General features: G+C 71.4%; 18 protein-coding genes. 13 read left to right on the top strand and 5 right to left on the bottom strand.

Annotated features, from left to right (window positions below):
- The first annotated feature begins 181 nt into the window (after window positions 1–181).
- A complete protein-coding gene (locus OG764_RS17655) occupies window positions 182–1,297 on the top strand; it encodes a hypothetical protein (RefSeq protein ID WP_328969384.1) in 1,116 nt (371 codons plus the stop codon).
- Window positions 1,298–1,438: 141 nt separating this feature from the next.
- On the opposite strand, the gene OG764_RS17650 is transcribed toward OG764_RS17655, so the two are convergent.
- Entirely contained in the window at window positions 1,439–3,700 is a 2,262-nt protein-coding gene (locus OG764_RS17650; protein ID WP_328969383.1) for a (Fe-S)-binding protein, read from the bottom strand.
- Window positions 3,701–3,819: 119 nt separating this feature from the next.
- Entirely contained in the window at window positions 3,820–4,497 is a 678-nt protein-coding gene (locus OG764_RS17645) for a sugar transferase (protein ID WP_328969382.1), read from the bottom strand.
- Window positions 4,498–4,844: 347 nt separating this feature from the next.
- Here OG764_RS17645 and dnaK point away from each other — a divergent pair, with 347 nt between their 5' ends.
- The 4 genes from dnaK to OG764_RS17625 are packed head-to-tail and all read left to right on the top strand — an operon-like array spanning window position 4,845 to window position 9,009.
- Window positions 4,845–6,707 (top strand): molecular chaperone DnaK, encoded by a 1,863-nt coding sequence (gene dnaK, locus OG764_RS17640; protein ID WP_328969381.1) that lies wholly within the window; start codon window positions 4,845–4,847, stop codon window positions 6,705–6,707.
- Window positions 6,704–7,339 carry a nucleotide exchange factor GrpE gene (grpE, locus tag OG764_RS17635; protein WP_328969380.1) on the top strand — a complete coding sequence of 212 codons (636 nt, stop codon included), beginning with the start codon at window positions 6,704–6,706 and terminating at the stop codon, window positions 7,337–7,339. Before dnaK ends, grpE begins: the two co-directional genes overlap by 4 nt.
- A 34-nt stretch (window positions 7,340–7,373) precedes the next feature.
- Window positions 7,374–8,552: a molecular chaperone DnaJ gene (dnaJ, locus tag OG764_RS17630; RefSeq protein WP_328969379.1), complete on the top strand. Its 1,179-nt coding sequence runs from the start codon at window positions 7,374–7,376 to the stop codon at window positions 8,550–8,552.
- Between the two features lie 10 nt (window positions 8,553–8,562).
- Window positions 8,563–9,009, top strand: a complete 447-nt coding sequence (locus tag OG764_RS17625) for a heat shock protein transcriptional repressor HspR (RefSeq protein WP_328973050.1) — start codon at window positions 8,563–8,565, stop codon at window positions 9,007–9,009.
- Between the two features lie 138 nt (window positions 9,010–9,147).
- On the opposite strand, the gene OG764_RS17620 is transcribed toward OG764_RS17625, so the two are convergent.
- The gene (locus OG764_RS17620; RefSeq protein ID WP_328969378.1) at window positions 9,148–10,164 is read right to left on the bottom strand and encodes a helix-turn-helix transcriptional regulator; all 1,017 of its coding nucleotides are present in this window, start codon (window positions 10,162–10,164) and stop codon (window positions 9,148–9,150) included.
- A 348-nt stretch (window positions 10,165–10,512) separates the two neighbouring features.
- Here OG764_RS17620 and OG764_RS17615 point away from each other — a divergent pair, with 348 nt between their 5' ends.
- Window positions 10,513–10,827: a (2Fe-2S)-binding protein gene (locus OG764_RS17615; protein WP_226731654.1), complete on the top strand. Its 315-nt coding sequence runs from the start codon at window positions 10,513–10,515 to the stop codon at window positions 10,825–10,827.
- 184 nt (window positions 10,828–11,011) lie between these two features.
- Here OG764_RS17615 and OG764_RS17610 read toward each other — a convergent pair whose 3' ends face one another.
- Complete coding sequence (locus OG764_RS17610; protein WP_328969377.1) at window positions 11,012–11,416, bottom strand: pyridoxamine 5'-phosphate oxidase family protein; 405 nt, start codon at window positions 11,414–11,416, stop codon at window positions 11,012–11,014.
- Window positions 11,417–11,622: 206 nt separating this feature from the next.
- On the opposite strand from OG764_RS17610, the gene clpB reads away from it, so the two are divergent.
- The 3 genes from clpB (at window position 11,623) to OG764_RS17595 (ending at window position 15,607) form a co-directional block, all read left to right on the top strand.
- Entirely contained in the window at window positions 11,623–14,208 is a 2,586-nt protein-coding gene (gene clpB, locus OG764_RS17605; RefSeq protein WP_328969376.1) for an ATP-dependent chaperone ClpB, read from the top strand.
- Between the two features lie 138 nt (window positions 14,209–14,346).
- A complete protein-coding gene (locus OG764_RS17600; RefSeq protein WP_328969375.1) occupies window positions 14,347–14,883 on the top strand; it encodes a YbjN domain-containing protein in 537 nt (178 codons plus the stop codon).
- A 238-nt stretch (window positions 14,884–15,121) separates the two neighbouring features.
- Window positions 15,122–15,607: a prevent-host-death family protein gene (locus OG764_RS17595; RefSeq protein ID WP_328969374.1), complete on the top strand. Its 486-nt coding sequence runs from the start codon at window positions 15,122–15,124 to the stop codon at window positions 15,605–15,607.
- Window positions 15,608–15,925: 318 nt separating this feature from the next.
- Here the strand turns inward: OG764_RS17595 and OG764_RS17590 are convergent, their stop codons facing one another.
- Window positions 15,926–17,137, bottom strand: coding sequence for a pyridoxal phosphate-dependent aminotransferase (locus OG764_RS17590; protein WP_328969373.1), 1,212 nt, complete (start codon window positions 17,135–17,137; stop codon window positions 15,926–15,928).
- A 677-nt stretch (window positions 17,138–17,814) separates the two neighbouring features.
- Here OG764_RS17590 and OG764_RS17585 point away from each other — a divergent pair.
- The 4 genes from OG764_RS17585 (at window position 17,815) to OG764_RS17570 (ending at window position 22,146) form a co-directional block, all read left to right on the top strand.
- On the top strand, window positions 17,815–18,333 hold the full coding sequence (locus OG764_RS17585) for a DUF2617 family protein (protein WP_328969372.1): 519 nt from the start codon (window positions 17,815–17,817) through the stop codon (window positions 18,331–18,333).
- A 124-nt stretch (window positions 18,334–18,457) separates the two neighbouring features.
- Window positions 18,458–20,215, top strand: a complete 1,758-nt coding sequence (locus OG764_RS17580) for a polyamine aminopropyltransferase (protein WP_328969371.1) — start codon at window positions 18,458–18,460, stop codon at window positions 20,213–20,215.
- A 45-nt stretch (window positions 20,216–20,260) separates the two neighbouring features.
- On the top strand, window positions 20,261–21,307 hold the full coding sequence (locus OG764_RS17575; RefSeq protein WP_328969370.1) for an SRPBCC domain-containing protein: 1,047 nt from the start codon (window positions 20,261–20,263) through the stop codon (window positions 21,305–21,307).
- A 59-nt stretch (window positions 21,308–21,366) separates the two neighbouring features.
- On the top strand, window positions 21,367–22,146 hold the full coding sequence (locus OG764_RS17570; RefSeq protein WP_328969369.1) for an aldose epimerase family protein: 780 nt from the start codon (window positions 21,367–21,369) through the stop codon (window positions 22,144–22,146).
- The last annotated feature ends 3 nt before the right edge of the window (window positions 22,147–22,149 follow it).

The following is a 22,149-nucleotide window of genomic DNA, read 5'->3' as shown; positions in this document are numbered from 1 at the left end:
GGGGGGCTGGCCCCCGGGGCGACCAGTAGTCCGGTTTATGGCTGTTTACTCGGTTGCGTGGCAGTCTGCGGTTGACCGTTACATTGCCTACGGATTACCCACATATGGCACCCGTAGCTTCGTTTCTGCCGCCAGCCAGTACCGACATCCGTCACGCAGCAGGAAGCCACGAGGAACAGTCATGCGCGTCACCCGCCGCACCGCCCGTACCGCCGCCGTCGCCGCCGGAGCCCTCGCCGTCCTGGCCTTCCCGGCCGGCGCCGCCTTCGCGGACTCGACCGGATCCCCCGCCCCGCAGGCCGCCCCCGGCGCCGACCGGCCGGCCCAGCCCGACGAGCAGGGGAACCCCGACGAGCAGGCCAAGCCCGACGAGCAGGCCGAGCCGGACGGGACCGAGCGCGACGAGCAGAACAAGAACACGGACGAGCAGAAGAAGGACGAGTCCGGCCGGAAGGACGAGACCGGTCAGAAGGACAAGTCCACGCTGCGGTCCTTCGTGACCACGGTGAAGCTCGCCGACGGGTCCGTCGCCAAGGTCTACTCCTTCGGCGACGAGCACTTCGAGGCCGAGATCCTCGCCGCCGGCGCCAAGCTGGACACGCTGGTCAGCAAGGGCGGCGAGCCCGCGTACGGGCAGCACAACGGCCTGCACGTGGTCCTCCAGCCGAACGGCACCGTGACCTCCTGGATCGAGGGCGGCGACAAGAAGGACGAGTCCGGGAAGGACGAGTCGAAGAAGCCGCGGCCGAAGCAGGACGAGAACCGCCGCCAGGCGTCCTCGGTACGGATCACCCTGCCGGACGGCCGCATCGCGAAGCTGGTCAAGGGCGGGTCGGCCGGCCCGCGCGTCGAGATCTCCATGCCGAACGGCAGCTTCCTCGGCGCCGTCGACCTGAAGCACCCCAGCACCGTCAACGACGGCTGGACGTACAAGCTCGTCATGGACGGCAAGGTCGCCACGTTCGTCGTCATCGACGGCAAGCACGGCGGCTCCAGCCGCGTCTACGCCTTCGACGGCCGCCTGATCGAGAAGTACGACGTGCAGCGCGACGGCCGCCACCGGGACCACAGGAAGGCCACCGGCGACGCGCGGACCACCGCCAAGGCCGCGGACGGGACCGCCGCCGCGGACCGGCACGTCATGCCCAGGGGCGGCGTGAAGGCCGGGGCCGAGGGCGTCGAGACCGGCTCCTCCGAGGCGCCGGTGCTGCTGGCCGCGGGCGGCGGCATGGCCGCCGTCGGCGCCGCGGGCCTGGGCTTCGCCCTGCTCCGCCGCGGCCGCAACCAGCAGGGCTGACCCGCCCCGCTCCACACACGGCGAACGGCCGGTCTTGCCACGGGGGGCAGGACCGGCCGTTCGTCATGTCGTCAGCCGTACGTCACCGGGCGCGCCGCGCGTCACCGGCGCACGGCTCGACCGTCGGCTCGCGCCGCCCGCTCAGGCGGCCGGCTCCGGCTCGGGCTCCGCGGCCGGCTCGGGCTCCGGGTCGGCCGGGGTCTTGACCGAGTCCAGCAGCAGCTGGGCCACGTCCACGACCTGCACCGACTCCTTCGCCTGGCCGTCGTTCTTCTTGCCGTTGACCGAGTCGGTCAGCATGACCAGGCAGAACGGGCAGGCCGTCGAGACGATGTCGGGGTTGAGGGACAGGGCCTCGTCGACGCGCTCGTTGTTGATGCGCTTGCCGATCCGCTCCTCCATCCACATCCGCGCGCCGCCGGCGCCGCAGCAGAAGCCCCGCTCCTTGTGGCGGTGCATCTCCTGCTGGCGCAGGCCCGGGACGGCCGACATGATCTCGCGCGGCGGCGTGTAGACCTTGTTGTGGCGGCCCAGGTAGCACGGGTCGTGGTAGGTGATCAGCCCGTCGACCGGGGTCACCGGCGTGAGGCGGCCCTCGTCGATGAGGTGCTGGAGCAGCTGCGTGTGGTGGATGACCTCGTACTCGCCGCCGAGCTGCGGGTACTCGTTCGCGATGGTGTTGAAGCAGTGCGGGCAGGTCGAGACGATCTTCTTCGCCGACTTCGGCTTCTTCGTCGACTCGTCCTCGTCGTCCTCGCCGAACGCCATGTTCAGCATGGCCACGTTCTCCTGGGCGAGCTGCTGGAACAGCGGCTCGTTGCCCAGGCGGCGCGGGGAGTCACCCGTGCACTTCTCGTCGCCGCCCATGATCGCGAACTTGACGCCCGCGATGTTCAGCAGCTCCGCGAAGGCCTTCGTGGTCTTCTTCGCCCGGTCCTCCAGCGCGCCGGCGCAGCCGACCCAGTAGAGGTAGTCGAACTCGGAGAGGTCCTCCGCGTCCTTCCCGATGATCGGGACCTCGAAGTCGACCTCCTTCGTCCACTCGACGCGCTGCTTCTTGGCCAGACCCCAGGGGTTGCCCTTCTTCTCCAGGTTCTTGAGCATCGTGCCCGCCTCGGACGGGAACGCGCTCTCGATCATCACCTGGTAGCGGCGCATGTCGACGATGTGGTCGATGTGCTCGATGTCGACCGGGCACTGCTCCACGCACGCACCGCAGCTGGTGCAGGACCACAGCACGTCCGGGTCGATGACGCCGTTCTCCTCGGCGGTGCCGATGAGCGGGCGCTCGGCCTCGGCCAGGGCCGCGGCCGGGACGTTCGCCAGCTGCTCCGGCGTCGCCTTCTCGTTGCCCTCCATGTCCTTGCCGCCGCCGGCCAGCAGGTACGGGGCCTTGGCGTGCGCGTGGTCGCGCAGCGACATGATCAGGAGCTTGGGGGAGAGCGGCTTGCCGGTGTTCCAGGCGGGGCACTGCGACTGGCAGCGGCCGCACTCGGTGCAGGTGGAGAAGTCGAGGATGCCCTTCCAGGAGAACTGCTCGACCTGGGAGACGCCGAAGACGTCGTCCTCGCCCGGCTCCTCGAAGTCGATCTCCTTGCCGCCGCTGGTCATCGGCTGGAGCGCGCCCAGCGCGGTGGACCCGTCGGCGTTCCGCTTGAACCAGATGTTCGGGAAGCCGAGGAAGCGGTGCCAGGCGACACCCATGTTGGTGTTCAGCGAGACCGTGATCATCCAGATCAGCGAGGTGCCGATCTTGATCATCGCGGTGAAGTAGATGGCGTTCTGCAGCGCGCCGAGCGAGAGCCCCTTGAAGGCCAGGACCAGCGGGTACGAGACGAAGTACGCCGGCTCGTACGAGTCCACGTGGTGGATCGCGCCTTCGAGGCCGCGCAGCGCGAGGATCGCCAGGCCGATGGTGAGGATGACGTACTCGACGAAGTACGCCTGCCAGGCCTTGGAGCCGGCGAAGCGGGACTTGCGGCCGGCCCGCGAGGGCAGCGACATCAGGCGGATCGCCATCAGGACCAGGATGCCGAGGACCGTCATCAGGCCGATGAACTCGATGTACAGCTCGAACGGCAGGAAGCCGCCGATGACCGGCAGCGTCCAGTCGGCCTGGAAGAGCTGCCCGTACGCCTGCGCCAGCGTCGGCGGCAGGGTCAGGAAGCCGATGGCGACGAACCAGTGCGCGAAGCCGACGATGCCCCAGCGGTTCATGCGGCTGTGGCCGAGGAACTCCCTCACCAGGGTGAGCGTGCGCTCCTTCGGACGGTCCGTGCGGCTGCCGGCCGGGACGGGCTGGCCGAGCTTCACGAACCGGTAGATCTGCGCCACGGCTCGGGCGAGCAGCGCGACGCCGACCACGGTCAGGACCAGCGACACGATGATCGCGGCGAGTTGCATGCGGGGGCTCCTCGGGCGGGCCTGCGAAGGGATTACTAAGCAGTAACTTATTCAGTCAAGCCTGAGGTTACCCACTTATAGGGCCGCACTGTAGTTGTGCCGGCGGTGATCTGTGTCGCTCAGGCAACCCTTTGCCGCGTGGCCGCCTGCGCGGACGCGGGTGCGGACACCTGCGCGGATGCCTGCGCGGATGCCTGCGCGGGCGCTTGCAGGGGCGGGCGCGCGGTCGCCTGCGCGGATGCCCGCGCGCGCGTGCGGAGGGCCGCCCGGGGGGTCTGCGCGAGGATCGCCAGGTCCATGCCGAGCCAGTGGTGCTCGACGTAGTGAAGGTCCAGCAGGGCCATTTCCTCCCACGGCAGGTCGGAGCGCGCGCTCACCTGCCACAGCCCCGTCATCCCGGGCCGTACGAGCAGCCGGCCGCGGGGCTCGGGGCGGGCGTCGGGGCGCGGCCCGACCAGGGACATCTGGCCGCGTACGACGTTCAACAGCTGCGGGACGCCCTGGAGGCGGTGCTCGCGCAGCCAGCTGCCGGCGGCGCCGTCGGTGCGCAGCAGCCAGCGCCGGTACGGCCGGCCCCCGAGGCCGGCCGCGGGGGTCCGCACGAAGGGGTTCGCCAGGGGGCCGCCGGGTGCGGTCGCGGCGACGGCGGCCGCGGCGAGCAGCAGCGGTACGGCGGCCAGCGCGAGCAGGACGAGTGCCGCGGCGGTGTCGCACACGCGCTTGGCGGACGGGGGGCGCGGGGCTCGGGCGGGCCGGGCGGTGCGGGGGGCTCGGGCGCGGGGGCTGGAGACGGGCATGGCGGAACGATGCAGCCGTGGTCGAGGTCGGCTCGCGCTGGCGCGCGGCACGGTCGCCCGCTCGGGCGGGTTTTCTCCCCCACCCCGCCCCTTCCCGAAACCGGGGCTCCGTCCCCGGCTCCGCCCGAGGGGCCGCCCGCCGAACCCAGCCCCGCCGGCGTTTGAGGCGCGGGGTCCGGGGCGGAGCCCGGGAGGGCGGCCCGCGGGCGCCGGCTGGGCCTCGCCGGGCGGGGTTGCGCGTAAGCCGTACCTAAAGGTTGAGCCGAGCCGACTCAGCTCTGTTGACGCCGGCGCAGCGGTACGGCATCCTTGAGCCTGTTCCACTCAAGTCATATGGAGGCATTGAAATGGCACGTGCGGTCGGCATCGACCTGGGCACGACTAACTCCGTCGTCAGCGTTCTCGAAGGCGGCGAGCCCACCGTCATCACCAACGCAGAGGGCGCCAGGACCACGCCGTCCGTCGTCGCCTTCGCCAAGAACGGCGAGGTTCTGGTCGGCGAGGTCGCCAAGCGCCAGGCGGTCACCAACGTCGACCGGACCATCCGTTCGGTCAAGCGCCACATGGGCACCGACTGGAAGATCGAGCTCGACGGCAAGAGCTTCAACCCGCAGCAGATGAGCGCCTTCATCCTGCAGAAGCTCAAGCGCGACGCGGAGGCCTACCTCGGCGAGAAGGTCACCGACGCGGTCATCACCGTGCCGGCGTACTTCAACGACTCCGAGCGCCAGGCCACCAAGGAGGCCGGTGAGATCGCGGGTCTGAACGTCCTGCGCATCGTCAACGAGCCGACCGCGGCCGCCCTGGCCTACGGCCTCGACAAGGACGACCAGACCATCCTCGTCTTCGACCTCGGCGGCGGCACCTTCGACGTCTCGCTCCTCGAGATCGGTGACGGTGTCGTCGAGGTCAAGGCCACCAACGGTGACAACCACCTCGGTGGCGACGACTGGGACCAGCGCGTCGTCGACTACCTGGTGAAGCAGTTCGCCAACGGCCACGGCGTGGACCTCTCCAAGGACAAGATGGCGCTCCAGCGCCTGCGCGAGGCCGCCGAGAAGGCGAAGATCGAGCTCTCGTCCTCGACCGAGACCACGATCAACCTGCCCTACATCACGGCTTCCGCCGAGGGCCCGCTGCACCTGGACGAGAAGCTCACGCGCTCGCAGTTCCAGCAGCTGACCGCGGACCTCCTGGACCGCTGCAAGACGCCGTTCCACAACGTCATCAAGGACGCGGGCATCAACCTGTCCGAGATCGACCACGTGGTCCTGGTCGGCGGCTCCACCCGCATGCCCGCCGTCGCGGAGCTCGTCAAGGAGCTGACCGGCGGCAAGGACGCCAACAAGGGCGTGAACCCGGACGAGGTCGTCGCCATCGGCGCCACGCTCCAGGCCGGTGTCCTCAAGGGTGAGGTCAAGGACGTCCTGCTCCTCGACGTGACCCCGCTGTCCCTCGGTATCGAAACCAAGGGCGGCATCATGACCAAGCTCATCGAGCGCAACACCACGATCCCGACCAAGCGGTCCGAGATCTTCACGACGGCCGAGGACAACCAGCCGTCCGTGCAGATCCAGGTCTACCAGGGCGAGCGCGAGATCGCGGCGTACAACAAGAAGCTCGGCATGTTCGAGCTGACCGGCCTGCCGCCGGCCCCGCGTGGCGTCCCGCAGATCGAGGTCTCCTTCGACATCGACGCGAACGGCATCATGCACGTGACCGCGAAGGACCTCGGCACGGGCAAGGAGCAGAAGATGACCGTCACCGGCGGCTCTTCGCTCGGCAAGGACGAGGTCGACCGGATGCGTCAGGAGGCCGAGCAGTACGCCGAGGAGGACCACCGCCGCCGCGAGGCCGCCGAGACCCGCAACCAGGGCGAGCAGCTCGTCTACCAGACCGAGAAGTTCCTCAAGGACAACGAGGACAAGGTCCCGGCCGACGTCAAGGCCGAGGTCGAGTCCGCGGTCGCCGAGCTGAAGGACAAGCTCAAGAACGAGTCCGCCGACGGCGACAACTCGGCCGAGATCCGCACCGCGACCGAGAAGGTCGCCGCGGTCAGCCAGAAGCTGGGCCAGGCGATCTACGCGGACGCGCAGGCCGCCCAGGGTGCCGCCGGCGCCGAGGGTGCCCAGCAGGCCGCCGACGCCGCCGACGACGTGGTCGACGCCGAGATCGTCGACGACGAGAAGCCGAAGGGCGGCCAGGCGTGACGGAGGAGACCCCGGGCTTCGAGGAGAAGCCCGAAGTCCCCACCGGCGCCACGCCCGAAGACGCCGAGCCGAAGGCCGCCGAACCCTCCGAGGAGGGCGCGGCGGCCCCGGCCGGGGACGCAGCACAGGATGTCGCTCTGCTGGCGCAGCTGGACCAGGCCCGTACCGCGCTCGGTGAGCGCACCGCGGACCTCCAGCGGCTCCAGGCCGAGTACCAGAACTACCGTCGCCGGGTGGACCGGGACCGCGTCACGGTCAAGGAGATCGCCGTGGCGAGCCTCCTGAGCGAGCTGCTCCCGACCCTCGACGACATCGGCCGCGCCCGCGAACACGGCGAGCTGGTCGGCGGGTTCAAGTCGGTGGCCGAGTCCTTGGAGACGGTCGCCGCCAAGATGGGCCTGCAGCAGTTCGGCAAGGAGGGCGAGCCCTTCGACCCGACGATCCACGAGGCCCTGATGCACTCGTACGCGCCGGACGTCACCGAGACGACCTGCGTGGCGATCCTGCAGCCGGGGTACCGGATCGGTGAGCGTACGATCCGCCCCGCGCGGGTCGCGGTGGCCGAGCCCCAGCCGGGCACGGCCGCCAAGGCGGAGGGCTCCGAGGAGTCCTCCGAGCAGGACGGCGAGTAACGAGTAACACCCGGAAGCGGGAGGAGGGACGTCGATGAGCACGAAGGACTTCGTCGAGAAGGACTACTACAAGGTTCTCGGCGTCCCCAAGGACGCCACCGAGGCCGAGATCAAGAAGGCGTACCGGAAGCTCGCCCGCGAGTTCCACCCGGACGCCAACAAGGGCAACGCCGAGGCCGAGGAGCGCTTCAAGGCGATCTCCGAGGCGAATGACGTCCTCGGCGACCCGAAGAAGCGCAAGGAGTACGACGAGGCCCGCGCGCTGTTCGGCAACGGCGGCTTCCGTCCCGGGCCCGGCGCCGGCGGCGGATCCTTCAACTTCGACCTGGGCGACCTCTTCGGGGGCGCCCAGGGCGGAGCGGGCGGATTCGGCGGCGGCGGGCTGGGCGACGTGTTCGGCGGCCTGTTCAACCGCGGCGGGGCGGGCGGTCCGGGCACCCGGAGCCAGCCGCGCCGCGGCCAGGACATCGAGTCCGAGGTGACGCTCAGCTTCACCGAGGCGGTGGACGGGGCCACGGTCCCGCTGCGGATGTCCTCCCAGGCACCCTGCAAGGCCTGCGCCGGCACCGGCGACCAGAACGGCACCCCCAGGGTGTGCCCGACCTGCGTCGGCACCGGCCAGGTCTCGCGCGGCGGCGGTGGCGGATTCTCGCTCACCGACCCCTGCGTGGACTGCAAGGGCCGCGGCCTGATCGCCGAGACCCCCTGCGAGGTCTGCAAGGGCAGCGGCCGGGCCAAGTCCTCGCGCACCATGCAGGTCCGCATCCCGGCGGGCGTCTCCGACAAGCAGCGGATCCGGCTGCGCGGCAAGGGCGCGCCCGGCGAGCGCGGCGGCCCGGCCGGCGACCTCTACGTGGTGGTCCATGTGGACGGCCACCCGGTCTTCGGCCGCAAGGGCGACAACCTGACCGTCACCGTGCCGGTCTCCTTCGTGGAGGCCGCGCTCGGGGCCGAGGTCCGGGTGCCGACCCTGGGCGGCCCGTCCGTCACCCTCAAGCTGCCCCCGGGCACGCCGAACGGGCGGACGATGCGGGCCCGCGGCAAGGGCGCGGTCCGCAAGGACGGCACCCGCGGCGACCTGCTGGTCACGGTGGACGTGGCGGTGCCGACCGAGCTGTCCGACAAGGCCCGCGAGGCCCTGGAGAACTTCCGCGCCGCCACCGCGGGCGAGGACCCGAGGGAAGAGCTGTTCCAGGCCGCGAAGGGAGCATGACGCCATGACCATGGATGGTCGCCGACGCAATCCGTACGAACTGACCGACGAATCGCCGGTGTACGTCATCTCCGTCGCGGCGCAGCTCTCCGGGCTGCACCCGCAGACCCTGCGCCAGTACGACCGCCTCGGCCTGGTCTCCCCGGACCGTACGGCCGGCCGCGGCCGGCGCTACTCGGCCCGCGACATCGAACTGCTGCGCACGGTGCAGCAGTTGTCGCAGGACGAGGGCATCAATCTGGCCGGAATCAAGCGGATCATCGAACTGGAGAACCAGGTCGCCGCGCTCCAGCAGCGGGTCGCCGAGCTGTCGGCGGCCGTGGATGGCGCCGCCGTCGCGATGCAGCAGCGGGAGGCCCAGGTGCACGCCTCGTACCGGCGCGACCTGGTCCCGTACCAGGACATGCAGCAGACGAGCGCGCTGGTGGTGTGGCGGCCCAAGCGGTCCGCCGACTGACCGCCTCCTGACCGCCGGTCGACCGCCGACCGGACCGGCACCCGTCGGGCCCGTGACCTTCCGGGCCCCTGAGCGGCCGCCTCGCGGCCGTTCGCGTACGGATCTCAAAGGGCCCCGACCGGTTCGCCGGCGGGGCCCTCAGCCGTCCCCGGGGGCTTCGAGGATGCCCGACTGGGCGATCAGGTAGCCGAGTTGGGCGCGGCTGCCGCTCCCGAGGTGAGTGGCCAGCTTGGCGATGTGCGCCCGGCAGGTCCGTACGTTCATGCCGAGCCGGCGCGCGATGGCCTCGTCCACGTGACCCTCCACGAGCAACTGGGCGATCGAGCGCTGCACCCCCGAGATGCCCGACGGGGTGCGGTTGTACGGGATCTGGTCGAGCAGCGGGATGCCCCGCGCCCACAGCTGTTCGAACACCTTGATGAGGTAGGCGACCACGCCCGGGTGCCGCAGCTCCAGCGCCACCTGCCGGTCGTCGCTCGCCGGGATGAAGGCGACGGTCGTGTCGAAGATGATGAGCCGCTCGAACAGCTCCTCCAGCGTGCGGACTTCCACCTTCCCGGCGGAGATGCGCTCCACGTAGGCGAGGGTGCCGCGGCTGTGCCGCGCGGTGTGCTGGTAGAGAGTCCTTATGCTGACCCCGCGGTCGGTGAGCGGCTGGTCGCGCTCCAGTGCCTCGGTGAGGGCGATGACGGGCCGGGCGCCGCCGGGCTGGATCGTCAGCATCTCCGTGTGGCAGTCGGCCGTGGCGAGGTTGAGGGCCGCGTTGATGCGGTCGATGCCCTCCAGGACCGTGATCGCGTGGGTGCTGGCCGGATTCTGGGCGCTGATGGCCAGGAACGGCTCGAAGGCATCGGTGAGCTCCAGCGAATCGCGTCTGCGATCTTGGATCTCTCGCTCGATCGGGTGAAGGCGCTGTGCGAGTGCGACGCTCGGGGGAACCGGACGGAGAGAGTTAACGTCATCCGGGTCAGGCTGCAGTAGGGCGAATTCGAGTAGGCACGGAGCGTTTTTCACGTCCGCACGTGCGATGCGGCCGGTGCGCAGCGCGCTGGCATAGAGGCGCGTCCCCTCGCCGCACAGGGCACTAACAGGGTGGGGATGTGTCGGCTTTGTGCTGTTTATAGGCAAAACTCCACCCCCCAGGGTCCTGAACATGCAAGAACATGATGCATCGTCCCTGTGGCATTGACGTGCCCGAATGAGCCATCGTCTTGTCTCGCGGGGGAGAGGATTTCATCAAGTGAGGACGAAGCCGACCATGAACAAGAGAATGCTTCGCTCGGCGCTTGCCACTGTCATCTTCTCGGCTGTGGCCTGCGGGGGGTTTGTCGAGGCAGCCACCCTGGGTGTGGCTGGAACCCATCATGCCGAGGCAGGTGGCCCTCCGGACAGCGGATGGCACGCGAGCCCTCTGGACAGCGGCTGGCGTCCCGCGGCCCCGGTGGAGGGTTCCGACGGCGCGGCGGACGCGGATGCGGCCACCTCCACCACCGGGATGACGGCATGACTCCTGACGATCGCTCCTTCCGCAGGGAAATGGCTTCCGCGTACCGCTCCGGCTGGCAGTTCGTGGATCTCGTGACGGCGATCCCCCACGCCGGCGACTCCCTGATGGTGACGTTGTTCGGCCAGCCGATCGTCGTCGTCCGCGAGGAGGACGAAGACGTCCGCGCCTACCGGTGCCTGCGCAGGCCCCGCGGCGCACCGCAGCCCGTCCGGTGTGAAATCCGGTACGGAATGGTCTTCGTCAATCTGGATCAGCGTGACCACCAGCTCTTCGAACCCGACATCACCACCGCCACCCCCCGCAGTGCCTGACGCGATTCCCCCGTCGTTCCAGATCGCTCAGGCGCTTCCCCCACACAACGGCGCCATCGTGGACCTGACCACGATGGCGCCGTTGTGATGTCCCCGTCCATGCGCGGACCGGCCATTCTTCCGGCCCGGTAGATCGTCCGGAGGCCGTCGTCGTCCGCTCCGGGCGGCCCTTTGCGTACGGATGTCAGGCGCGGCCCATCGCGCGGTCGAGCGTGATCTCCAGGACCACCCGGTCCGGATTGGGCGAGGGGGTCCGCCCGTACCGCACGGCGTAGCGCGCGACCGCCTCGGCGACCGAGGCCTCGTCCGTACGGATCACCGCGCGGCCCTCCAGGGTCGCCCAGCGCCGCCCCTCCATCTGGCACACCGCGACCCGGGCCGGGCCCGGGTGCGCGGCCAGGACGTTGCGGACCTTCTTGCTGTGCTTGTTGCTGATCACCCGGGCCAGTCCGGCCTCCGGGTCGTACGTCACGCCCACCGGCACCACGTGCGGGGTGCCGTCGGGGCGGGCGGTGGTCAGCGTGCAGACGTGCCGCTCCCGCCAGAAGGCGAGGTACTCGGGCGTCGGGTTGAGTGGATCCAGGGCCATGCGGCCGAGCCTAGTGCCGTGGCCGGGAAGGTCCACCGGCCTTCGCGGCCACGGCACCGGGGCGGTCGCACGGCGTCCGGCGGTCTCCCGCGGATCGGGCCGCCCGCGCGCTCCGATTTCGGCCTTGAGTGGAATAGACTCAACTTTGTGCACGTTGATCTAGTCAGTTTTGTCTTGCTGATCGTCTGAGAGAGGAGAAGCCGCACGTGGACGCCGAGCTGACCAACAAGAGCCGTGACGCGCTGAACGCCGCCACCAGCAGGGCCGTGAAGGACGGGCACGCGGACCTGACCCCCGCCCACCTGCTGCTCGCCCTGCTCACGGGCGCGGACAACGAGAACCTCACCGACCTGCTGGCCGCCGTCGACGCCGACCAAGCCGAGGTGCGCGCCGGCGCCGAGCGGCTGCTCGCCGCGCTGCCCAGCGTGACCGGCTCCACCGTGGCGCCGCCCCAGGCGAGCCGCGACCTGCTGGCCGTACTCGCCGAGGCCGACCGCCAGGCCGGCGTGCTCGGCGACGACTACCTCTCCACCGAGCACCTGCTCATCGCCATCGCGGCCAAGGGCGGCCCGGCCGCCGAGGTACTGGAGCGGCGCGGCGCCACCGCGAAGAAGCTGCTGGACGCATTCGAGACTGTACGAGGAGGACGGCGGGTGACCACCCCCGACCCGGAGGGCCAGTACAAGGCCCTGGAGAAGTTCGGCACGGACTTCACGGCCGCGGCCCGCGAGGGCAAGCTCGACCCGGTCATCGGCCGGGACCACGAGATCCGCCGGGTGGTGCAGGTGCTGTCCCGGCGCACCAAGAACAACCCGGTGCTGATCGGCGAGCCGGGCGTCGGCAAGACGGCCGTCGTCGAGGGCCTCGCCCAGCGGATCGTCAAGGGCGACGTCCCGGAGTCCCTGAAGAACAAGCGCCTCGTCTCGCTGGACCTGGGCGCGATGGTCGCCGGGGCGAAGTACCGCGGCGAGTTCGAGGAGCGCCTCAAGACGGTCCTGTCGGAGATCAAGTCGAGCGACGGCCAGATCATCACCTTCATCGACGAGCTGCACACGGTCGTCGGCGCGGGCGCCGGCGGCGACTCGGCGATGGACGCGGGCAACATGCTCAAGCCGATGCTGGCCCGCGGCGAGCTGCGGATGGTCGGCGCGACCACCCTCGACGAGTACCGCGAGCGGATCGAGAAGGACCCGGCGCTGGAGCGGCGCTTCCAGCAGGTGCTGGTCGCCGAGCCGAGCGTCGAGGACACCATCGCTATCCTGCGCGGGCTCAAGGGCCGCTACGAGGCCCACCACAAGGTGCAGATCAACGACAGCGCGCTGGTCGCCGCCGCGTCCCTGTCCGACCGGTACATCACCTCCCGCTTCCTGCCCGACAAGGCCATCGACCTCGTCGACGAGGCCGCGTCCCGGCTGCGCATGGAGATCGACTCCTCGCCGCTGGAGATCGACGAGCTCCAGCGCTCCGTGGACCGGCTGCGGATGGAGGAGCTCGCGCTCAAGAACGAGTCCGACCCGGCCTCGCGCGAGCGCCTGGAGCGGCTGCGCAAGGACCTCGCCGACAAGGAGGAGGACCTGCGCGGCCTGACCGCCCGCTGGGAGAAGGAGAAGCAGTCCCTGAACCGGGTCGGCGAGCTCAAGGAGCGCCTCGACGCGCTGCGCGGGCAGGCCGAGCGGGCCCAGCGCGACGGCGACTTCGACGCCGCGTCCAAGCTGCTGTACGGCGAGATCCCGGCGCTGGAGCGGGAGCTGGCGGAGGCCTCCGAGGCGGAGGCCGAGGCCGTCCGGGACACCATGGTCAAGGACGAGGTCGGCCCCGACGACATCGCGGACGTGGTCGGCGCCTGGACCGGGATCCCGGCCGGCCGGCTGCTGGAGGGCGAGACCCAGAGGCTGCTGCGCATGGAGCAGGAGCTGGGCCGCCGCCTGATCGGCCAGGAGGAGGCCGTACGGGCCGTCTCGGACGCCGTCCGGCGCACCCGGGCGGGCATCGCCGACCCGGACCGGCCCACCGGCTCGTTCCTGTTCCTCGGCCCCACCGGCGTCGGCAAGACCGAGCTGGCCAAGGCGCTCGCCGACTTCCTCTTCGACGACGAGCGGGCCATGGTCCGCATCGACATGTCGGAGTACGGCGAGAAGCACAGCGTGGCCCGGCTGGTCGGCGCGCCGCCCGGCTACGTCGGCTACGAGGAGGGCGGCCAGCTCACCGAGGCCGTCCGGCGGCGCCCGTACAGCGTGGTCCTGCTGGACGAGGTGGAGAAGGCGCACCCGGAGGTCTTCGACATCCTCCTCCAGGTGCTCGACGACGGCCGCCTCACCGACGGCCAGGGGCGGACGGTGGACTTCCGCAACACCATCCTGATCCTGACCTCGAACCTGGGCTCGCAGTACCTGGTCGACCCGCTGGCCGGCGACGACGAGAAGCGCGAGCGCGTGATGGAGGTCGTCAGGGCCTCCTTCAAGCCGGAATTCCTCAACCGCCTCGACGACCTGGTGATCTTCTCGGCGCTGAGCCGGGACCAGCTGGCGCACATCGCCGAGCTGCAGATCGCCGCGCTGGCCAAGCGGCTCGCGGAGCGCCGGCTGGCCCTGGACGTCACCCCGGCGGCGCTGGCCTGGCTGGCCGAGGAGGGCCACGACCCGGCGTACGGCGCCCGCCCGCTGCGCCGCCTGATCCAGACGGCGGTCGGCGACCGGCTGGCCCGCGAGATCCTCGCCGGCGAGGTCAAGGACGGCGACACGGTCCGTGTCGACGTGGCGGGCGACGGCCTCCTGGTGGGTCGGGCGCTGTAGCCGTCCCGTCACCATCGGACAGGATCCGGCCCTTGCGGGCCGGATCCTGTCCGCCCGCAGCGGATAGGTCTGCCAGGGGTTGCCACGATGCGGCCGGGATGGGGGAGGATGGCGGTATCCGCACGAAGGGAAAACACGGTGAGCATCGACCCGGCCTCGATTCCGAACTTCGGAGGGCAGCAGCCCGATCCGCAGGCCTCTGGACCGGCGGGTCCCGTCGTGCCCGATCAGGACCTCGTCAAGCAGCTTCTCGAGCAGATGGAGCTGAAGTACGTCCTCGACGACGAGGGTGACCTCGCGGCGCCGTGGGAGGAATTCCGCACGTACTTCATGTTCCGTGGCGAAGACGAGCAGCAGGTCTTCTCGGTGCGGACGTTCTACGACCGCCCGCACAAGATCGAAGAGAAGGGTCACCTTCTCGAGTCGATCGACGACTGGAACCGCCGCACCCTGTGGCCCAAGGTCTACACCCACACCCACGACGACGGCTCGGTCCGTCTGATCGGTGAGGCGCAGATGCTGATCGGCACCGGCGTCTCCCTGGAGCACTTCGTGTCCTCCACGGTCAGCTGGGTCCGCGCGTCGATCGAGTTCGACAAGTGGCTCGTCGAGCAGCTCGGCCTGGAGCAGGAGATCGACTCCACGGACGGCGAAGAGGGCGACTCCGAGGCGTAAGCCCGCCCGCCCCCCCCAGCACCACCCCGGAGCCCGGTCGCACCCCGCGACCGGGCTCCGCACCGTTTCCGGGCCGGCCCGCAACGCCCCGCACTGCCCCGCCGCCGGGCCCTAAAGGCGGCGCAGGCGGGCGGCGGCTTCCTCCAGGACCTCTTCCTTCTTGCAGAAGGGCAAGGCATGAGCGCGGAGCATCAAGGGAACTCTGGCACTCAGAACACAATCTGAGTATAGTCTGAGTATGAGCCTTGCTTACCTGGGAGCCGCGCCCGAGTCGGTTTCGTTCACGGATCTGTCGAGGAACCCGAAGGCCGTAGCTGCCCGGGCCGCCGCCCTCGGTGCTCTGCGCGTCACGCATCGGGACGCACCCGACATGGTGCTGACGACCGCCCGGCATGCGGAGCGCACCGAGGAGAACCTCACGACGGCGTCCCGGCTCTTCCTCGCGCTCATGAAGCACGATGACGGAGCCCGGTCGCTCCTGCTGGCGCTGCCGGAGGTCTTCCCCTGGGTGCGGCATCTGGATGACGAGGAGATGCGGGCGTTCACCGTGGAGCTCCTGGAAGCGCTGTCCGACGCGGCGGAGCTGGGTGCGCGGGAGGCCGTGCACCGCGCGCTCGTTTCCTGGCGGGCCACGGCTCGCATCAACTCTGATCCGGATCAGCTCAAGGAAGCGCTGCGTCCGCTCGACGGGGACGACCTGGGTTCGGTCGAGGTGAGCGGGTGAGCCCGAAGAAGGGCGATCGTGTCAGCGTCCCGCCTCTGAACGGGTGGAACGTGGTCTTCGGGACCACGGAGGCGGTGGCACCAGCTGCGCGGGAGGCTCTCCACCAAGGAGTGGAAGGGCTCCGCGCTGGAGCAGTGGGAGTTCGAGGTCACTAGCGGCGGCCGCGTGCGCTACCTGGTCAGCTCGGAGACGTCGACCGTCATCCTGGTCTACGCGTCCACGAGGCACCCCAAGGACACCGAGTAACTCGTGGTGCCCGTGTGGCACGGGCCCGGGTGAAGGCCGGGCCCTGTGCCCGCACGTCCATCCGGCTCGCTCTCAGCGAGCCAGCCGACCGAGGCGGTCCACCGCCTCCTCCAAAACATCCGTTCGCTTGCAGAAGGCCCAGCGGACGTGGGTGCGGCCGGCGGCCTTGTCGTCGTAGAAGACGGCGTTGGGGATGGCGACCAGGCCGCAGCGTTCCGGGAGGCGGCGGCAGAAGTCGATGCCGTCGCTCTCGCCGAGCGGGGAGATGTCGGTGGTGATGAAGTACGTGCCGGCCGGGGCGAAGACCTCGAAGCCGGCGGCGGCCAGGCCCTCCGAGAGGATCGCGCGCTTGCGGGTCATGTCCGCGAGGAAGCCGGCGTAGTACGAGTCCGGCAGGGCCAGCGCCCGGGCGATCGCGTACTGGAACGGGCCCGAGGAGACGTACGTGAGGAACTGCTTCGCCGAGCGGACCGCGGTGACCAGCGCGGCCGGGCCCAGGGCCCAGCCGACCTTCCAGCCGGTGAAGGAGAACGTCTTGCCGGCGGAGGAGATGGTGACCGTGCGCTCGCGCATGCCGGGCAGCGAGGCCAGCGGGATGTGCGCGGCGCCGTCGAAGACCAGGTGTTCGTAGACCTCGTCGGTGACGACGAGCAGGTCCCGTTCGACGGCCAGCTCGGCGACCGCGGTCAGCTCGGCGGCGGTCAGCACGGTGCCGGTCGGGTTGTGCGGTGTGTTCAGCAGGAGCAGCCGGGTGCGCGGGGTGACCGCGGCGCGCAGCTCGTCCAGGTCGAGCCGGAAGGCCCCGTCGTGGGGGCGCAGGGTGACCGGGACGCGGGTGGCGCCGGCCATCGCGATGCAGGCCGCGTACGAGTCGTAGTACGGCTCCAGGGCGATGACCTCGTCGCCGGGTTCGAGGAGCGCCAGCAGGGCGGCGGCGATGGCCTCGGTGGCACCGGCGGTGACCAGCACCTCGGTGTCGGGGTCGTAGTCCATTCCGTAGAAGCGCTGCTGGTGGGCGGCGATCGCGGTGCGCAGCTCGGGAATGCCCGGGCCGGGCGGGTACTGGTTGCCGAGGCCGGTGCGGACGGCGTGCGCGGCGGCCTCGGCGATCTCGGCGGGGCCGTCCGTGTCGGGGAAGCCCTGGCCGAGGTTGAGGGAGCCGGTGGACACGGCCAGGGCGGACATCTCCGCGAAGATCGTCGTGCCGAAGGCGGCGAGGCGGCGGTTGAGGAACGGGCGGCTGCTCGCCTGTGAGGCGGGGCGCGGTGCGGTCATGGGCGCCATCCTGGGCCGAACCTCTGGACTTGCTCAAGTGTGCTTTGGGCCGTGACGCGCCCGGGAATCCCCCTGTCACGCGGGACGCGGGGATCCCGCCGCCCCGGGGGACCGGGGCATCACGGAAGGGGGCGACGATCATGATCGTGGCCTTTGTGGTACTTGTGGCACTTCTGCTCGGCGGACTCGTCTGGGTGATCGTGCGGGGCGCCCGAACGACGGCGTCCGGCGGGTCGCGGTCCGGCCGGTCCGGCCGGCGCGGCAGCTGGTGGAGCGACGGGGGTTCGTCCGGCTCCTCCTGCTCGGGCTCCTCGTCCTGCGGGTCCTCCTCGAGTTGCGGTTCATCCGGTTCGTCCGGATCCTCGTGTGGTGGGGGAGGGTGTGGATCCAGCTGACAAGGAGCAGCGGGCATATGCCCGGAACGAGGCGTCCGGTAGTACCAACTACTGCCGGGCGTCTTCCTGTTGAACAGGTGAACTGGATAGCCCCCGAGGGGATGTAAACCCCGTCAAGTTGGGTAAAAACGCTGTGAGTGCCGTGCCTTTCATGATTCCCTCGGTTGAGTAGACCAGTCCTCGGACCTCCTGGACTTTCCTGCTGGATCCGAGCCGGCGAGACCCCCACCCGACTGATTCCGGCCGGGGCGAGTCCGGCCCACCTCCCTTGCGCGTTTGCGGAGCCGACTCATGCTCACGACCCTCAAGACCACCTACACCGACACGCGTGCCGCCGACCTTGCCTGGGCCCTGGGTCGCGAGCCGCTGCCCGCGCTGGCGGTCCTCCATCTGGAACTGGCGGAGGCCAGGGTGGAGTTGCGCCTGCTGGGCGCTTCCCACCAGGTGCTGCTGGAGGAGGGTGACGTGCTCTGCTCGGAGACGGTCGCCTGCATCCCCGGCAGCAGCACCCCGCTCCCGCTCGGGGTGGCCAAGCGGGTGGGCGACTGGGAGTACGAGTTCGCCGCGCGCGTGGAAACCCTCTCGCAGGGCCAGTTCGCGGGGCGCGCACAGGAGCTGCTCGCACTGGTGGCCGATCACCCGAACGGCCTTGCGGGCACGTTTCCGGGCAGTCCCTATGCCTTCACCGCGATGCTCGCGCAGCGGATCGACGGCCAGGTGCGCTGGCGGACCTGGCACGCGTACCCGCAGGAAGGCCAGCTCGTGGCGACGCGCACCCGGGTCGGGGTGCGCATGACCGCGGCGGCCTGACGGGTACGCGTCGGGACGGGCGGGCGCCGCAGCGCAAAGGTTCCGCCAACTGGGGGGAGTGGAACGCCACTTGCACCCATGTGGGTGACGGGGTGTGGGCATGCCGTGACGTACGGTTCGCTCCATGATCGACCGTTCCTCTCGCTACGGCGGGGAAGCCGCGAGCGGTCGCGGCACCCGCGGCGCGCCCGGCACCCCCGGCGCGGGCGCCCCCGCCACGCCGGTCGCGTCCGCCGACCCCGAGCCCGGCAGCCCCGCCGCCGCGGCGCCCGGCCCCGGCGCGCCCGGCCGGCGGCCGGAGCCGCGGACCGACCGGTCGCTGCCCGTACGGCCCGACACCGCCCGGCTGCTCGTGCTGGCCACGGTGTTCGTCTGCGCGGCCTGCGGACTCGTGTACGAGCTGGAACTCCTCGCCCTGGCCTCCTACCTGATCGGCGACTCCGTCACCCAGGCCTCCGTCGTGCTGTCCGTGATGGTCTTCGCGATGGGCGTCGGCTCGCTGCTCGCCAAGCGGCTGCGCGAGCGCGCCGCCGCCGGCTTCGGCGCCGTCGAGGCGGTGCTCGCCCTGGTCGGCGGCCTCTCCGCGACCGCCCTCTACGCCAGCTTCGCCTGGCTCGGCGAGTCCCGGCCCGCCCTCGTCGCCTTCTCCCTCGCCATCGGCATCCTCATCGGCGCCGAGATCCCGCTGCTGATGACCCTCATCCAGCGGGTCCGGCGGCAGGACGCGGGCGGCGCCGTCGCCGACCTGTTCGCCGCCGACTACGTGGGCGCCCTGGTCGGCGGGCTCGCCTTCCCCTTCCTGCTGCTCCCGGTGCTGGGCCAGCTGACCGGCGCGATGCTCACCGGCACCGTCAACGCGGCCGTCGGCGGCGCGCTCGTGCTGTGGCTGTTCCGCCGCGACCTCAGCCGCCGTGCCCGCTGGCTGCTGCTGACCGCCAACCTCGCCGTGCTGGCCGTACTCGGCTGCGCGACCGTCCTAGCCGACGACTTCGAGGAGGTGGCCCGCCAGGCGGTGTACGGCGACGAGGTGCGGGTCGCCGTCCAGACCGACGTACAGGAACTGGTCCTCACCGGCCCCGACCGCGGCTCGCCGCGCTCCCTCGACCTCTACCTCGACGGCCGGCTGCGGGTCAGCGGCTACGACGAGCACCGCTACCACGAGGCCCTCGTCCACCCCGCGATGTACGGGCCGCACGGCCGGGTGCTGGTCCTCGGCGGCGGCGACGGACTCGCCGCCCGGGAAGTGCTGCGCTACCCGGACGTCCGCTCCGTCACCGTCATCGAACTCGACCCCGGGGTGGTCCGGCTGGCCCGCACCGACCCGATACTGGCCGCGCTCAACGGGCACGTGTACGCCGACCCCCGGGTGCGGGTGGTCACCGCGGACGCCTTCCGCTGGCTGCGCGGAACCGGCGGCCGGACCCCGTACGACGTGATCGTCTCCGACCTCCCCGACCCCGGCATCACCCCCAGCACCAAGCTGTACTCCCAGGAGTTCTACGGGCTCGCCGTCCGCGCGCTGCGGCCCGGCGGCCGGATCGCCGTGCACGCCGGCCCGCTCTCCACCCGGCCCCGCACCTACTGGACGGTCGAGGCCACCCTGCGCGCCGCGGGCCTGGCCGCCGTCCCGTACAGCGCCGGCGGGCGGCTGTCCGGCTTCGCGGCCGGCCCCGACCGGTCCACCGGCACGGCCGGATCGCCGCAGGACTGGGGCTTCCTGCTCGCGGCGCCCGGCCGCGCGCCGCAGCTGCGGGTCGGCCAGGAGGCGGCCTGGCTGCGCTCGCTGTCCACCGAGGCGCTGCGCGCGGCCGCCCGGGACGCCGAGCGCCTGCGGATCCGCGGGCTGCCGCCGTCCACGCTGCCGCATCCGCGCTACACGTGAAACGGTGCGGGTGCAGGAGGGGCACTCGTCGGTAGGCTCGTTCTCATGGAGCATCAGGTGTTCGTTCCGGTACCGGCAGCCAACCTCCGTGCAGTGCTTCGCGACCCCGCGCGCGTGTCCCGGTGCGTCCCCGGGCTCCAGCGGGACGCGGACGCCGAGTCCGGCCCGCTGGCCGGCCGGCTCAAGCTCCGCGTCGGCGGCAGCACCGTCACCTACCGCGGCGCGCTGCACCTCGCGGAGCGCGACCCCGACACCTTCGAGCTGACCGGCGAGGGCACCGAGGCCCGCGGCACCGGCACGGTCAAGCTGTCGCTGACCGTGTCCCTGCGCCCCGTGGCGGGCGGCACCCAACTGGAACTCGTCGGCACCGGCCGCGCCGACGGCCGCGCGGCCGCCTTCGACCCCGACGCCGTGGGCACCGCCGCGCGCCGCGTGCTGGACCGGGCGGTGAGCCACCTGTCCGCCCTGGCCGCCGCCGACCTCCAGGAACCGGGTGCGGCCACGGACCCGCTCCCGGGGGCGGAGAGCCCCGATGCGGACGGGCCCGGGACGGAAGGCCTCGGGGCGGTCGCCGCCGGTACGGACTCCGCCGGTACGGACGGCCCCGGCCCGGACGCGGACGCCCTGCTCGGCCCGGCGGACCTCGATACCGCTGATCTCGGCCCTGCGGACCCGGGCCCCGCCGATCTCGGCCCGGACGGGGTCGACGCGGCCGACCTCGACGCGGCCGACCTGGACGCGGCCGGTGCGGACCGGCCCGGCGGGGACGACGTGTCCGGGACCGGTCCGGATGCCGCCGAAGGGGCCTCCGTGTTCGACGCCGAGGTGCCGCCGCCCTCGCTGGACCCGTTCCTCGACGACGAGTTCACCGAAGCCGTCCGGCCGCCCGCCGAGGCCGCGCACGCCCGCCGCACGATGATCGGCCGCAGTGCCGAGGAGGTCGACCACGCCCCGCCGCGCGGCCGGTACGCGCCGGTCCCCGGACCCGACGCGGGCGCGTCGGGCGGCCAGTTGCGCTGGCTCGCCCCGGCGGCCGCCCTCGCGCTGGCGTCCGCAGTGGTCGCGGCCCGCGCGCTGCGCCGACGCCGCTAGGAGGGTGTCCGGGTCCACCGGACGCTCCCTGACCGCCGCGCCGCCGTAGGGTCGGGTCCATGAGTACCCAACTGACGGCGGGCGGCGCCGAAGTGGTCGTGGACCAGGAGAACGGCTGCCGGATCAGCAGCCTGCGCATCGACGGGGTGGAACTGCTGCGGCAGGGCCCGAAGTACGGCGCGTTCCCGATGGTGCCGTGGTGCGGCCGGACCCGGGACGGCGAGTTCCGCAACGGCGGCGCCCTGCACCGGCTGCCCCTCAACGCCCCGCCGCACGCCATCCACGGTTTCGGCCGGGACGCCGCCTGGCGGCCGGCGCGGGTCGAGAAGGCGGAGGCGGCCTTCACCTACGACCTGGCGGACCCCTGGCCCTACCCCGGGCGGGTCACCCAGACCGTCGTGCTCACCGAGGACGCGCTCACCCTCGGCATGGGCATCGAGACGTACGCGGACTCGTTCCCGGCCCAGGCCGGCTGGCACCCGTGGTTCCTGCGCAACCTCGGAGGGCAGGACGTACGGCTCGACTTCGACGCCGAGTGGCAGGAGGAGCGCGGCGACGACCACCTCCCGACCGGCCGGCGCATCGACCCGAAGCCCGGCCCGTGGGACGACTGCTTCGGCATGCCGTACGGCGTGGACGTCACCCTGACCTGGCCGGAGCAGCTGGAGCTGAAGGTCGCCAGCCGCGCCGAATGGGTGGTCGTCTACGACGAACAGGCCGAAGCCGTCTGCGTGGAGCCCCAGTCCGGGCCGCCCAACGGCCTCAACACCCTGCCGCGGCTGGTCACCCCGATCGACCCGCTGGAGGTCGCGACCACCTGGACCTGGCGGAGGCTGTGACGG

It is taken from the genome of Streptomyces sp. NBC_00239 (assembly GCF_036194065.1).
Taxonomy (GTDB): domain Bacteria; phylum Actinomycetota; class Actinomycetes; order Streptomycetales; family Streptomycetaceae; genus Streptomyces.
Note: the sequence above shows the minus strand (reverse complement) of the source record. Positions and strands in the feature narration are given on the sequence as shown.

Excerpts from the sequence above, each read along its gene's own strand:
- OG764_RS17655 (WP_328969384.1), top strand. The coding sequence starts at position 182 with ATGCGCGTCACCCGCCGCACCGCCCGTACCGCCGCCGTCGCCGCCGGA.
- OG764_RS17650 (WP_328969383.1), bottom strand. The coding sequence starts at position 3,700 with ATGCAACTCGCCGCGATCATCGTGTCGCTGGTCCTGACCGTGGTCGGC.
- OG764_RS17645 (WP_328969382.1), bottom strand. The coding sequence starts at position 4,497 with ATGCCCGTCTCCAGCCCCCGCGCCCGAGCCCCCCGCACCGCCCGGCCC.
- dnaK (WP_328969381.1), top strand. The coding sequence starts at position 4,845 with ATGGCACGTGCGGTCGGCATCGACCTGGGCACGACTAACTCCGTCGTC.
- dnaJ (WP_328969379.1), top strand. The coding sequence starts at position 7,374 with ATGAGCACGAAGGACTTCGTCGAGAAGGACTACTACAAGGTTCTCGGC.
- OG764_RS17625 (WP_328973050.1), top strand. The coding sequence starts at position 8,563 with ATGGATGGTCGCCGACGCAATCCGTACGAACTGACCGACGAATCGCCG.
- OG764_RS17620 (WP_328969378.1), bottom strand. The coding sequence starts at position 10,164 with ATGTTCAGGACCCTGGGGGGTGGAGTTTTGCCTATAAACAGCACAAAG.
- OG764_RS17615 (WP_226731654.1), top strand. The coding sequence starts at position 10,513 with ATGACTCCTGACGATCGCTCCTTCCGCAGGGAAATGGCTTCCGCGTAC.
- OG764_RS17610 (WP_328969377.1), bottom strand. The coding sequence starts at position 11,416 with ATGGCCCTGGATCCACTCAACCCGACGCCCGAGTACCTCGCCTTCTGG.
- OG764_RS17595 (WP_328969374.1), top strand. The coding sequence starts at position 15,122 with ATGAGCCTTGCTTACCTGGGAGCCGCGCCCGAGTCGGTTTCGTTCACG.
- OG764_RS17590 (WP_328969373.1), bottom strand. The coding sequence starts at position 17,137 with ATGGCGCCCATGACCGCACCGCGCCCCGCCTCACAGGCGAGCAGCCGC.
- OG764_RS17585 (WP_328969372.1), top strand. The coding sequence starts at position 17,815 with ATGCTCACGACCCTCAAGACCACCTACACCGACACGCGTGCCGCCGAC.
- OG764_RS17580 (WP_328969371.1), top strand. The coding sequence starts at position 18,458 with ATGATCGACCGTTCCTCTCGCTACGGCGGGGAAGCCGCGAGCGGTCGC.
- OG764_RS17575 (WP_328969370.1), top strand. The coding sequence starts at position 20,261 with ATGGAGCATCAGGTGTTCGTTCCGGTACCGGCAGCCAACCTCCGTGCA.
- OG764_RS17570 (WP_328969369.1), top strand. The coding sequence starts at position 21,367 with ATGAGTACCCAACTGACGGCGGGCGGCGCCGAAGTGGTCGTGGACCAG.